At 72.0% G+C, this 12,587-nt stretch carries 10 protein-coding genes and 2 pseudogenes; 1 reads left to right on the forward strand and 11 read right to left on the reverse strand.

Translation table 11 applies throughout. The features are described 5' to 3' along the window. The 7 genes and pseudogenes from J7E97_RS33205 to J7E97_RS33235 form a co-directional block, all read right to left on the reverse strand. A pseudogene (locus tag J7E97_RS33205) lies at nt 1–499 on the reverse strand (hypothetical protein); the annotation flags it as partial. Then, nucleotides 496–1,197: a SigE family RNA polymerase sigma factor gene (locus tag J7E97_RS33210; RefSeq protein WP_251055547.1), complete on the reverse strand. Its 702-nt coding sequence runs from the start codon at nt 1,195–1,197 to the stop codon at nt 496–498. The pseudogene J7E97_RS33205 and the gene J7E97_RS33210, both read right to left, overlap by 4 nt. Before the next feature lie 231 nt (nt 1,198–1,428). Then, nucleotides 1,429–2,517: an aspartate-semialdehyde dehydrogenase gene (locus tag J7E97_RS33215; protein ID WP_215034989.1), complete on the reverse strand. Its 1,089-nt coding sequence runs from the start codon at nt 2,515–2,517 to the stop codon at nt 1,429–1,431. Continuing rightward, the gene (locus tag J7E97_RS33220) at nt 2,514–3,788 is read right to left on the reverse strand and encodes an aspartate kinase (RefSeq protein WP_215034991.1); all 1,275 of its coding nucleotides are present in this window, start codon (nt 3,786–3,788) and stop codon (nt 2,514–2,516) included. Before J7E97_RS33220 ends, J7E97_RS33215 begins: the two co-directional genes overlap by 4 nt. Before the next feature lie 108 nt (nt 3,789–3,896). Then, the gene (locus J7E97_RS33225; RefSeq protein WP_215034993.1) at nt 3,897–4,544 is read right to left on the reverse strand and encodes a DUF5063 domain-containing protein; all 648 of its coding nucleotides are present in this window, start codon (nt 4,542–4,544) and stop codon (nt 3,897–3,899) included. After that, the gene (recR, locus tag J7E97_RS33230) at nt 4,537–5,136 is read right to left on the reverse strand and encodes a recombination mediator RecR (protein ID WP_215034995.1); all 600 of its coding nucleotides are present in this window, start codon (nt 5,134–5,136) and stop codon (nt 4,537–4,539) included. The genes J7E97_RS33225 and recR overlap by 8 nt, the downstream gene beginning before the upstream one ends. 102 nt (nt 5,137–5,238) lie before the next feature. Next, nucleotides 5,239–5,583: a YbaB/EbfC family nucleoid-associated protein gene (locus J7E97_RS33235; protein WP_215034997.1), complete on the reverse strand. Its 345-nt coding sequence runs from the start codon at nt 5,581–5,583 to the stop codon at nt 5,239–5,241. A 267-nt stretch (nt 5,584–5,850) separates the two neighbouring features. Between J7E97_RS33235 and J7E97_RS33240 the strand changes: the two genes are divergently transcribed. Further along, complete coding sequence (locus J7E97_RS33240; RefSeq protein WP_215034999.1) at nt 5,851–6,576, forward strand: SLATT domain-containing protein; 726 nt, start codon at nt 5,851–5,853, stop codon at nt 6,574–6,576. Nucleotides 6,577–6,654: 78 nt separating this feature from the next. Here the strand turns inward: J7E97_RS33240 and J7E97_RS33245 are convergent, their stop codons facing one another. The 4 genes and pseudogenes from J7E97_RS33245 to J7E97_RS33260 form a co-directional block, all read right to left on the reverse strand. Then, entirely contained in the window at nt 6,655–7,305 is a 651-nt protein-coding gene (locus tag J7E97_RS33245) for a hypothetical protein (RefSeq protein ID WP_215035001.1), read from the reverse strand. Nucleotides 7,306–7,566: 261 nt separating this feature from the next. Then, entirely contained in the window at nt 7,567–10,212 is a 2,646-nt protein-coding gene (locus tag J7E97_RS33250) for a glycosyltransferase (protein ID WP_308346918.1), read from the reverse strand. A 14-nt stretch (nt 10,213–10,226) separates the two neighbouring features. Further along, entirely contained in the window at nt 10,227–10,919 is a 693-nt protein-coding gene (locus tag J7E97_RS33255) for a GntR family transcriptional regulator (RefSeq protein ID WP_215035003.1), read from the reverse strand. Nucleotides 10,920–11,129: 210 nt separating this feature from the next. Then, nucleotides 11,130–12,438, reverse strand: a pseudogene (locus J7E97_RS33260) (aspartate aminotransferase family protein). Nucleotides 12,439–12,587: the final 149 nt, after the last annotated feature.

The raw sequence follows: 12,587 nt of genomic DNA on the forward strand, positions 1-12,587 counted from the left end.
GCATGACGCCGCCGGTGAACCCGGGACCGCCGGGCAGGACGCCCGACCCGCCGGCCGGGCCGGGGTTCGCCCCGCCGCCCGGGAGGGGGGCGGGGGGCGGGCTGGGCGCCGAGCCGACGGAGCCGCCCCCGTCCGCCTCGGCGCCCGGGGACTTCGCGGGCTCCGGCGCGGTGGTGCCGGCGCCGTTCTGGTGCGGGTCGGAGGCGCCGCCCTCGTGGTTTCCGCCCTGCTGGGCGTGGCCCGCCGTGGTCGAGTGGCCGGTGGTCGCGCTCCGCGCTCCGCTCACGTGCAGGGCCGCCGGAACGGCGGTGCCCGCCAGCAGCGCGACCGCCGCGGCGGCCACGAGGGCCTGCCGCTTGCGGGCCCGGCGCACGGGCACGGCGTACCGCAGCCGCTCCAGCGCGTCGCCCGAGGGCTTGATCCCGCCGACGGCGCCGAGCATCAGGTCCCGGAGCGCCTGCTCCTCGCTGCTCACGTTGCCGTCCTCGTCTTCGTTCATGACTGGGCAGCCTCCATCGCCACACGCAGCGCGGCAATGCCCCGCGATCCGTACGCCTTGACCGATCCGAGCGATATGCCGAGCGTCTCGGCGACCTGGACTTCCGTCATGTCGGCGAAGTACCGGAGCACCAGTACTTCGCGTTGGCGGCGCTGCAGGCCGCGCATGGATTTGATGAGATCGTCCCGCTCCAGCAGGTCGTAGGCGCCCTCTTCTGCGCTCGCCATGTCCGGCATCGGCTTCGACAGCAGCTTGAGGCCGAGGATGCGCCGGCGCAGGGCGGAGCGCGAGAGGTTGACGACGGTCTGGCGCAGGTAGGCCAGGGTCTTCTCCCGGTCGCGGACGCGGCTTCGGGCCGAGTGGACGCGGATGAAGGCCTCCTGGACGACGTCCTCGCACGAGGCGGTGTCGTCGAGGAGGAGCGCGGCGAGGCCGAGGAGCGAACGGTAGTGGGCCTGGTAGGTCTCGGTGAGGTGGTCGACGGTGGTCCCCGCCACCACCTCCTTGGCTTCGGCCGCCTGGCCGGCGACCGCTTCCCGTACCGGTCCGGTGCCCCCGGTGGCCTCCGCGCTATCGCGGGGCCCGGGCACGCGGCCGCTCCGGGAGGGAGCGCCGTGGGCCGCCGGGGCCGCGATCACTGCGGGCGGCGGCGTGGCGGCCGGGGGGACGGGAACGATCACCGGGAAGCCGCCGGGCATGCGGGAGCGCCGGCGCGACGGGCTCGTCCCGATGCGCACCGGTATGACGGGGAAGTCCAGCAATGCTTCTGCCACGCCAGTTGGACACGCGTCTCCCCATCAGGGTTGTACGCGCGAGGAAGACCTATCGGCTTCGTTCCCATTGCCCTCATGCGTAGCGGCTCTCCCCGGTCGCCCGTCTCTCGGGGGGCCGTCGGGGCGATCACCTTGATCAAGGGATCAGCAATGATCCTACAAAGTGAAATACCTAAATTCATCCGCGATCAACTCCGCGGTCCGTGCGGCGTTCAGCGCCGCCCCCTGGTGCAGGTTGTCCGCGCACACGAAGAACTCCAGCGAGCGCGGATCGTCGAGCGACCTGCGGACCCGCCCCACCCAGGCCGGATCCGTCCCCGCGGCGTCCGAGGGCGTCGGGAACTCGCCCGCCGCCGGGTCGTCCACGAGGACCACACCGGGCGCCGCCTCCAGGACCTCCCGGGCGCGCCCCGCGTCGACCTCGGCCTCGAAGCGGGCCCGGACGGTCAGCGAGTGCCCGGCCAGTACGGGGACCAGTACGCAGGTCACCGCCACCGGCAGCTCCGCCAGGTCCAGGATCCGCCGCGTCTGTGCCCGTACGGCCAGCTCGTGCGAGGACCAGCCGTCCTCCCGGAGCTCGCCCGACCAGGGCACGACATTGAGCGCGAGCGGAGCCGCGAAGGGGCCGGTGTCCTCGCCCACGGCACGGCGTACGTCCCCGGGCTGCTCCCCCAGGGCGGTTCCGGCGACGAGCGACAGTTGGCGGCGCAGCGCTTCGGAGCCGGCCCGCCCGGCCGCGCTCGCGGCCTGGTACGTGGAGACGGCCAGCTCGGTCAGCGCGTACTCGGCGTGCAGCGCGCCCACGGCCGCGATCATCGCGACGGTCACGCAGTCCGGCCCGGCGACGATCCCCCGCGGCCGCGTCCGCGCGGCGTGCCCGTTCACCTCGGGCACCACGAGCGGCACCTCGAGGTCCTCGCGGAACGCCGCGGACTGGTCCACGACGGCGACCCCGCGCGCGGTGACCACGGGGGCCCACCGGGCGGAGACCTCGGCGGGGGTGAGGAAGAGCGCGACGTCGCCCTCCCCGAGGCCCTCGAAGGCGTCTTCGGTGAGGGCGAGCACCTCGATCTCCTCGGCGCGCACGGCCAGCCGGCGGCCGGCCGAGCGCGAGGAGGCGATCAGGCGTATGTCGCCCCAGACGTCCGCCCGCTGGGACAGCATCCGGAGCAGGACGGAGCCGACGGCTCCGGTCGCCCCGACCACGGCGAGTGCCGGTGGCGGGGTCGACCGGGTCGCGGTCATCGTCCGGTGCCTCCGTAGACGACGGCTTCGTCGCTGTCGGAGTCGAGGCCGAAGGCCGTGTGCACGGCGCGGACGGCCTCGTTCACGTCGTCCTGGCGGGTCACGACCGAGATGCGGATCTCCGAGGTGGAGATCAGCTCGATGTTGACGCCCGCGTCGGACAGCGCCTGGAAGAACGAGGCGGTGACGCCCGGGTTCGTCTTCATGCCCGCGCCGACCAGGGAGATCTTGCCGATCTGGTCGTCGTAGCGCAGGGACTCGAAGCCGATGGTGGCCTTCGCCTTCTCCAGGGCCTCGATGGCCTTGTGGCCCTCGGTCTTGGGAAGGGTGAAGGAGATGTCCGTCAGACCCGTGGAGGCGGCGGACACGTTCTGCACGATCATGTCGATGTTGATCTCGGCGTCCGCGATGGCGCGGAAGATCGCCGCGGCCTCACCCGGCTTGTCCGGGACGCCGACGACCGTGATCTTGGCCTCGGAGACGTCGTGAGCGACTCCGGAGATGATGGCGTGCTCCACCTGCTCTGCCCCTTGCGGATTCTCGTTGCTGACCCAGGTGCCCGGCAGTCCCGAGAAGGACGAGCGGACGTGGATCGGGATGTTGTAGCGGCGTGCGTACTCGACACAGCGGTGCAGCAGCACCTTGGAACCGGAAGCCGCGAGCTCCAGCATGTCCTCGGAGGCGATCCAGTCGAGCTTCTTCGCCTTCTTCACGACGCGGGGGTCCGCGGTGAAGACTCCGTCGACGTCCGTGTAGATCTCGCAGACCTCGGCGTCCAGCGCCGCGGCCAGCGCGACGGCGGTCGTGTCCGAGCCGCCGCGGCCGAGGGTGGTGATGTCCTTGCTGTCCGCGGACACGCCCTGGAAACCGGCGACGATGGCGATGTTGCCCTCGTCCAGCGCGGTGCGGATTCGGCCCGGCGTGACATCGATGATGCGCGCTTTGTTGTGGACCGAGTCGGTGATGACGCCTGCCTGGCTGCCGGTGAACGACTGGGCCTCGTGGCCCAGGTTTTTGATCGCCATGGCCAGCAGGGCCATGGAGATCCGCTCTCCGGCGGTCAGCAGCATGTCGAATTCGCGCCCGGCAGGCATCGGTGACACCTGCTCGGCGAGATCGATCAGCTCGTCCGTCGTGTCGCCCATCGCGGAAACCACGACGACCACTTGGTGGCCGTTCTTCTTGGCATCCACGATCCGCTTGGCGACGCGCTTGATGCCTTCGGCATCCGCTACGGAGGAGCCTCCGTACTTCTGCACGACAAGGCCCACGTGCGCTCCTCGCTCAGTCCGTCTCATTGCTGGTGCAGTCTAACGAGCGGCCGGGATCCGACCGCCTCGTACCGCATCATGAGACGAAAAGATCAAAGGATTCGTTCCCTACGCGCGGCCGAGACCCCCGAGTTCCTCGGCCATGACCCGTCCGGCCTGCTCGGCGAGGTCCTCCTCCGTCAGGTCCTCGTCCGTGTCCAGGCCCTCCAGGGCCGCCAGCGGCTGGTCGAGGCGGACGTGCGCGATCAGCGACTGGAGCGCGCGCAGCGTCGCCGAGGCCGTCGGGCCCCAGTTGGTGAAGTACGAGAACTGCCACCACCACAGCGCCTCGGTGATCCGGCCCGACTCGTGGTGGATCAGGCCGTGCCGCAGGTCCGCGACCACATCGGCCAGGTCGTCGGAGATCCGGTGCGGGACCGGGGCCTTGCGCGGCTCGTAGGGGTCGAAGACCTCCGAGTAGACGTCGACCGGCTCCAGCATCACCGCGAACCGCTCGCGCAGGTCGTCCACGTCCGGCTCCGGGCCGAGGTCCGGCTCGTAGCGCTCGTCGGGCAGGACGTCCTGGTACGCGCCCAGCCGGCCGCCCGCCAGCAGCAGCTGGGACACCTCCAGGAGGAGGAAGGGCACCGCGCTGTCCGGGTCCTCGCCCTTGGCCACCTCGGTGACCGCGACGATGAAGGACCCGATCTGGTCCGCGATCGAGGCCGCGAAGTCGTCGGGATCCTGTGCCAGGGCGTGCAGCGTTGCGTCAGACATCGAGAAGTCGCCTTCCTTCAAAGGCCCGCCCGAGCGTGACCTCGTCCGCGTACTCCAGATCTCCCCCGACGGGGAGCCCGCTGGCCAGGCGGGTGACCTTCAGGCCCATGGGCTTGATCATGCGGGCGAGGTAGGTGGCGGTCGCCTCGCCCTCCAGGTTCGGGTCGGTCGCCAGGATCAGCTCGGTGACCGCGCCGTCGGCGAGCCGCGCCAGCAGCTCACGGATGCGCAGGTCGTCCGGGCCGACGCCCTCGATCGGGCTGATCGCGCCGCCGAGGACGTGGTACCGCCCCCGGAACTCGCGGGTCCGCTCGATCGCCACCACGTCCTTGGACTCCTCGACCACGCAGATGACCGACAGGTCGCGGCGCGGGTCGCGGCAGATGTTGCACCGCTCCTCCTGCGCCACGTTCCCGCACACCGCGCAGAACCGGACCTTGTCCTTGACCTCCAGCAGCGTGTGCGCGAGGCGGCGGACGTCGGTGGGCTCGGCCTGCAGGATGTGGAAGGCGATCCGCTGCGCGCTCTTGGGCCCGACGCCGGGCAGCCTGCCCAGTTCGTCGATCAGGTCCTGGACCACGCCTTCGTACAACGGACTGCCTGCTTTCGTTCGGTTCGAGTTCTGATCGGTGCGTTCTGGCGGTTCGGTGCGATGCGTTCTCGCGGTTCGGTGCGGTTCGGTGCGGTGCGCGGACTAGAAGGGGAGGCCCGGGATGCCGGCGCCGCCGCCCAGCCCCTGGGCCAGCGGGCCCAGCTTCTGCTGCTGGAGCGCCTGCGCATTCTCGTTGGCCGCCTGGACCGCCGCGACCACCAGGTCCGCGAGCGTCTCCGTGTCCTCGGGGTCCACGGCCTTCGGATCGATCACCAGCGCGCGCAGTTCACCGGAACCGGTGACGGTCGCCTTGACGAGTCCGCCGCCGGCCTGGCCCTCGACCTCGGCCTGCGCCAGCTCTTCCTGGGCCACGGCAAGGTCCTGCTGCATCTTCTGGGCCTGCTGGAGCAGCTGCTGCATGTTGGGCTGACCACCACCGGGAATCACAGGTCACTCACTCCGTAGCGTCGGGCCAAGCGCCGGCGGCTTGGTCAATCCGAGCCTACGTGCTCTCCGGGCGCCGCGCCCTACGCCGTGAGGACCAACTCTTTCGAGTGAGAGACGAGGCGTGCGCGTACCTGATGAAGCCCTCCTTGCGGGCGGAAAACCGGGGATTCGCCGCCCATCGCACGTCATTCGAAGGTAGGAAGGGCATGCGCACCATTGCGCACACGCGCACCACCACACGTCAGCGCAGGCAGAGGGAGTGCCCGGGTGAGTCAGCCGGAGATGCAGCCCGAGGGGCCACCCCGGGATCCCGCAGAGGACGGCGACCTTACCGGCCGGCCGTTCCCTCTCGGGGACTGGGGCGAGCCCGCCGAGCGGCTCGACGAGCTCTACCGCCGGGTGGAGGCGGACGCGCTGCGCACCGCCGAGTGGTACCTGGCCGACCGGGCGTGGAAACGCCGCGGGGCCAGGATCCTGCGGGTCGCGGCCGCCGTGGGCGCGGTCACGGGCGCCGCGATGCCGCTGCTGGAGCTCAGCGGCTGGGCGTCCGGGGCGTCCTCGTACGGCTACCTCTGCCTACTCCTGGGAGCGGCCTGCCTGGCCTGCGACCGGTTCTTCGGCCTGACCTCGGGCTGGATGCGGGACGTGGCCACGGCGCAGGCCGTGCAGCGCCGTCTGCAGACCCTGCAGTTCGACTGGGCCTCGGAGAACGTGCGGGAGGTCCTGGGGCCCACCGAGGGCACCGCGAGCGAGGCCGCCGAGCGGTGCCTGACCGTGCTGCGGCGGTTCTCGGAGGACGTGACGGAGCTCGTGCGGTCGGAGACCGCGGAGTGGATGGTCGAGTTCAGCTCCGGTCCCGCCCCGCTGGTGATGCAGTCCCTGGGCTCGGGCGGTCCGCGCTCGGACGCGTACGTCCCGCCGGCCCGCTTCCCCCTCCCGCCGGGCACCCGGCCCAACATGCCGCGCCAGAGGCCCCCGGAACAGCCGCGCTGAGGGGCGGGGAGGGCAGGGGTGGGGTGGGGCGGGCTCCGCGCAGCGGCCCGCCCCACCCGGACCCGACCCCGGACCGGCTCAGCTGAAGATGATCATCGAGCCCTGGCCGAGGCTCCGCGTCGCCGCCGCGTGCAGTCCCAGCCACACGTGCCGTTCCCGGGCGAACGGACTGTCGTCGTGCGGAATCGGCCCCGCGGGCTCCTCCAGCGACGTCGGCCGCCCCGGTGGCGCGGGCGCCACCGGCGGGTTCCCCGGATCTATCCCGATCGCGGGAGCCACCACCGCGAGCTCGCGCAGCAGCCCCTGGGCGGAGCCCAGCGGCCCGCCGCCGGCCAGCAGCTCCTCGTTCGCCAGCGGCACCGCGAAGTCCACGGGCACGTACGCGCCCGCGTGGTCGTAGTGCCACACCAGGTGCGACTGCTGCGCCGTCGACTCGAACATCTCCAGGAGCTGCTCGTAGTCCCCGCCCAGTTCGTCCACCGGGGTCACCGGCAGTCCGCAGAGCTGGAGCAGGTACGCCCGCCGCAGGAAATGCAGGGCGTCATAGTCGAAACCGGCCACCGGGGCGACGTCCCCGGAGAGTCCCGGCATGTACGCGAACACCGGCACGGACGGCAGTCCGGCCTCGCCCAGCGCCTTGTCGTACGAGGCGATCTCTTCCGCGAAGGGGTTGTCGGGGCTGTGGCACAGCACGTCGACAAGGGGGACCAGCCACAGGTCACAGGCCACTCGGCCTCCGATCAGTCGTTGCCGCCGATCGGGCCAGCGTAGTGCGCCGGACACGCTCCGCGAAGGGGTGAGCAGAACCTGGGGCCGCCGGGCGTGCCCGCGGCCCGGCCGCGCGGGGCGGATCCGGTCGGCGGATCCGATCGGCGGGACCGGTCGGCGGGACCGGGAGGCGGGTCCGGGAGGCGGATCCGGGACGGGACGGTGTCCGGGACCGGCGGAGTCCCCACGCGGCCGGGACAAGGACCGCGGCCGGGACCGGGACTACGGCTCCCCCGGGCCGACCCGCCACACCCACGTGTCCCGCACCTTCTCCGGCTGCCGGCCCAAGAGCCCGGTGATCAGATCGCGCAGCTCGGTGTCCCGGTCCTGCCGCGGCAGCACGAGCGCGCCCGCCTTCCAGAACTCCAGGTCCTGCCGCGCCTGGAGCCGCCACTGCGCGGTGATCTCCGGCGGCGTGCCGCCGTAGCGGACGTCGCGCAGGAGGTTGGAGAAGTGGCGCGGGGTGGCGCCGTAGATGCCCATGCGGTCGGGCCCCCACGGGCCGTTGAAGTAGCCGCCGGCCAGCCGGAAGCCGAAGCCGGCCTCGACCTGCCAGTGGAGCGCGTCCGCCTGCCCAGGGTCCGGCAGCGGTACCGGAACGAGTGCCTCGCCGTCCTTGACGTAGTCCTTCCAGGCCCCGGAGGTGATGAAGGCGGGGACCGGCGCGCGCTCCCGTACCACCAGCGGCAGCGGCAGGACGGGGATCAGCGCGGCCGCCGCGCCCAGCAGTCCGAGCGTGCGCAGCTCGCGCGTGCGCATCCGTAGGATCCGGTCGAGCGCGAGGGCGAGCAGGATGCCGAGGACGGGGGCGCAGACCATCGCCACGCGCCCCTCGATCACCGACTCGAAGAGCGGCAGCTTGATCATCAGCCGCCAGGGGCCCGGCAGCACGACCTCGGTGCGGGGCACGGGCACCCACGGTCCGAGCGACAGCAGCAGGGCCGTGAAACCGGTGATCGCGAGGGCGCGGACGACCTTGTCCCGCCACAGCCACACGCAGACGGCCGCCCCGAAGGCCAGCAGGGGCCAGCCGTAGAAGGCGTTCTGCTCGGTGGTGTTCAGAGAGAGCCGGCCCGCGGTCTCCGGGTCGCCGAAGAGGGACCGGGAGGCGTACTCGATCAGGGCGCGCGGGCTGTTCCCGGCGTTGTCCCCGTGCAGGACCGAGTGGTAGCTCTGCGGTCCGAAGAACTGCCAGTACAGCGGAACGGCCAGCAGCGGCAGGCAGACGGCGAGGGCCACGGCCAGACCGGCGCCCAGCGGGCGCGCGGCGGCGAGCGCGCGGCGGTGGTCGACGAGCAGGCAGGCGAGGGCGAAGACCAGCATGCCGAGCGCGGCGATCAGCAGCGGCTCCTCGCCGATGAAGATCTGGTACGTCGCGAACAGCCCGAGCAGCACCCCGTCACGGGTCACGCTGCTGCCGCCGCGTCCGTCGTGTCCGTCGTGTCCGTCGCGCCCACCGCGCCGCGGCTCGCACAGGCGCAGGGCGCGGTCGATGATCAGCGGGATCATGAAGAGGACGACGAAGTTCGGATGGCCGTTGGCGTGCGAGACCATCGGCGGCGCGAAGGCGGCGAGCGCGCCGCCCGCGGCGGCGGCCCAGCGGCTGCGCACGAAGCGGCGGCGGATCAGCCAGTACCAGGTCCAGGCGCTGGCGGCCATGCCGAGCGTGAGGACGAGGGCGAAGGTGACGGTCGCGCCGAAGAGGAGGGTGACCGGGACCAGCGGGACGTTGAGGCCGAGCATCGTCGCGTTGGCCATCAGGTTCACGCCGTCGGGCATGCCCTGGGAGAGCGTGAAGAACGGATTGCGCAGGTGGGTGATGTTGTCGGTGGTGACGCCGACGAACCACTCCCACTGGTTCTGGTCCTGGAGCGCGTCGGCGAGGTAGCTGCCGTCGAGGTCGGCCCACAGGCCCTGGAAGACGTAGAGGGACAGCACGAGGAAGACGCCGGCGACGGCGAGGCCTCCGAAGTTCAGGCGCAGCAGCTCGCCGAGCGCGCGGAGGCGGCCGGCGGCGGTGGGGCGGGGGCCGCGGCGGAGCGCGCGCGGGCCGACGGCGGGCGCGGGGGCAGCGGCGACCGGGACTTCGGCCACCTCCCAGCCCTGGCGGCGGACCCAGCGCAGCACCTCGGCGTCGATGGCCGGGCCGTCGAGGGAGGAGGCCCCGAAGGCGGCGCGGGCGCTGTCGCCGTCGAAGAGGGCGAAGCCGCAGGTGTCGGCGCGGAAGCCCGGTATGCCGGGGATGCCGAGGGCCCGGACGAGGCGGTTCCCGGACCGGCCGAGGACCACGGCGGGGGCGGGGTCGCGGTCGCTGTCTCGGTCTCGGTCGCCGTTTCGGTCGCCGTCTCGGTCTCGCTCTCCGTTTCGGTCTCCGCCTCCGTCTCCGGCTCCGTCGAGGACTTCCGCGAGGCGGGGCAGCTCGTCGAGCGGCGTCGTGAGGCCGGCGTCCGTGATCAACACCCGCCGACCGGTCGAGGCCAGCACTCCGGCGCGCAGCGCGGTGCCCTTTCCGGGGTGCGCGCCGGCGACGCGGACCAGCCGGATCCGGGGGTCTTCGGTGGTCACGGCGGCGGGGACCTCATCCTGGCCGTCGACGACGAGGACGAGCTCCCAGTCGCCGGGGCCGCGCCCGAGGTGGTCGTCGAGGTGGTCGCGTACGGCCTCGACCGTTGCGCCGAGCGCGTCCCAGCCGTGTGCCGCGCGACGGGGTGCGTCGTGACCGGGGGCATCGGGACCGAGGGCCTCGGGATCGGGCGCGCCGTGACCGGGCGCGCCGTAGCCGAGCGCGGGAACGACGACGGAGAGGCCGACGGCTCCGAGCCAGGGCGTCTCGGTCTTCGGGGCACCGATGGCCGGGCCTGTGCTCACGCCGTTCTCTCCACTCACGTGCCGGCCGTCGCGGCCGTCGTCTTCAGGCCCGCGGCCCAGTCCAGGCCGTGCTGGTTGTACGCGTGCACGAGGCGGCGTACCTCCTCGGCATCGCCGCGGGTCACCGCATCGACCAGTTCGTTGTGGCCGGACCACAGTCCGGTGCGCAGGTCCGGTTCGGCCTTCAGGTGGGGCACGGCGAAGACCCAGCACTGCATGCGGATCCGGTGCAGGAACTCCGAGATGTAGGTGTTGCCGACCAACCCGCTCAGCTCCCTCCAGAAGCGCAGGTCGTAACCGATCAGCACTTCGAGCGAGCCCGTCAGCGCCGCCCGCCGCGCCTCCTCCGCCCGACGGCGTACCGAGACCAGCCGCTCGCCCGTACCGGGAGCGGTGCCCCGTTCGACGAGTCGGCGGAAGATGCCTTCCACGATCAACGTACGAGCCTCGATCATGCCTCGGAAATCCGCTACGGAAAAGACGCGGACGCGGAAGCCGCGGTGCTGCACGGAGTCGAGCAGGCCCTGCGCGGAGAGGTCGACGAGGGCCTCGCGGACGGGGGTGGCGGAGACCTCGTACTGCTCCGCTATCTGCTTCACGGTGAATTCGGTACCGGCCGGCAGGCGTCCCGCGAGGACCTCGTCACGCAGCGCGTCCGCGATCTGCTGGCGAAGTGTGTTGCGGGTGACAGCGCCGCTGCCTGGCATAGGGGTCCGTCTCCATCTGTGGGCTTCGGACACCTTAGGCCAGGCAGCAAGGCCGAAACCGTTCGATTTGTGGCCACTATGTGGATTTAACACCCGATATTCGGACGGAGAACCGGCCTTTCTTGATCGCTTGCCTGTGACCGGGACCGGCCTGGCAGCGGCGGGGCGTGCGACCGGCCGCCGCCACCGGGCCGTCAGGCCGTCAGGCCGTCAGGCCGAGACGTGCCGGTCGGCCACGGTCAGGGCGTCGTCCAGCAGGGCCAGGCCCTCCTTCAGCTCCGCTTCCGTGATGTTGCACGGAGGGACCACGTGGGTGCGGTTCATGTTGACGAAGGGCCAGAGGCCCGACGCCTTGCAGGCGGCGGTGAACTCGGCCATCGGCGCGTTGTCGGCTCCGGCGGCGTTGTAGGGCACGAGCGGCTCGCGCGTCTCGCGGTCCCGTACGAGTTCCAGTGCCCAGAAGGTGCCCAGACCGCGGACCTCGCCGATCGAGGGGTGGTGCTCCGCCAGCTCGGCGAGGGCCGGACCGATCACGTTCTCGCCGAGGTGCGCGGCGTGATCGACGACGCCCTCCTCCTCCATCGCGTTGATCGTCGCGACGGCGGCGGCGCAGGCCAGGGGGTGACCGGAGTAGGTCAGCCCGCCCGGGTAGGGGCGCGTGGCGAAGGTCTCGGCGATCTCGGCGGAGATCGCGACGCCGCCGAGCGGGACGTAGCCGCTGTTGACGCCCTTGGCGAAGGTGATCAGGTCGGGGGTGACGCCCCAGTTGTCGGCGGCGAACCACTTGCCGGTCCGCCCGAATCCCGACATGACCTCGTCCAGGATGAAGACGATGCCGTAACGGTCGCAGAGCTCGCGCACGCCGGCCAGGTAGCCGGGCGGCGGAGTCATGATCCCGGCCGTACCGGGGACGGACTCCAGGATGATCGCGGCGATGGTCGCCGGTCCCTCGAAGGCGATGGTGTCCGCGAGGTGGGTGAGCGCGCGGGCGCATTCCTCGGCCTCGGTGGTCGCGTGGAACGGCGACCGGTAGAGGTACGGCCCCCAGAAGTGCACGACGCCGGCGGCGGCGGTGTCGGAGGGCCAGCGGCGCGGGTCGCCGGTCAGATTGATCGCGGCGGCGGTGGCTCCGTGGTACGAGCGGTAGGTGGACATGACCTTCTGCCGGCCCGTGTGCAGACGGGCCATGCGGACGGCGTTCTCAACGGCTTCGGCGCCGCCGCTGGTGAAGAAGATCTTGTCGAGGTCGCCCGGGGTCCGCTGCGCGATGAGGCGTGCGGCCTCGGAGCGGACGTCGACGGCGAAACCGGGGGCCAGGGTGCAGAGCGTGGCCGCCTGCTCCTGGATCGCGGCGACGACCTTGGGGTGCTGGTGGCCGATGTTGGTGTTGACCAGCTGGGAGGCGAAATCGAGGTAGCGCTTGCCGTCGTAGTCCCAGAAGTACNNCGGACCAGGAGTGGAAGACGTGAGCGCGGTCGGCGGCCTTGACGGCGGCGCCCGGGGTGACGTGAGGGGTCATGCGGTCACGCTAGGAGTGCGCAGGTGGGGAGGGACATCGGCGGACTGTATGGGGGTGGGGGGCGGGCCTCGGCAGTCTGTCTGTCGCGGCGGCGGTCGACGCGGCCGCGGGTGGTCGGCGGCGGGCTGCGGGGGCCGGGGCCGGGGCCG

The sequence above is a fragment of the Streptomyces sp. ISL-66 genome, assembly GCF_018614135.1.
In the GTDB taxonomy this organism is placed as follows: Bacteria; Actinomycetota; Actinomycetes; order Streptomycetales; family Streptomycetaceae; genus Streptomyces.

Bases quoted from the DNA above. Each gene is read 5' to 3' on its own strand.
- J7E97_RS33210 (WP_251055547.1), bottom strand. From the start codon at position 1,197: ATGCCCGGCGGCTTCCCGGTGATCGTTCCCGTCCCCCCGGCCGCCACG.
- J7E97_RS33215 (WP_215034989.1), bottom strand. From the start codon at position 2,517: ATGACCGCGACCCGGTCGACCCCGCCACCGGCACTCGCCGTGGTCGGG.
- J7E97_RS33225 (WP_215034993.1), bottom strand. From the start codon at position 4,544: ATGTCTGACGCAACGCTGCACGCCCTGGCACAGGATCCCGACGACTTC.
- J7E97_RS33255 (WP_215035003.1), bottom strand. From the start codon at position 10,919: ATGCCAGGCAGCGGCGCTGTCACCCGCAACACACTTCGCCAGCAGATC.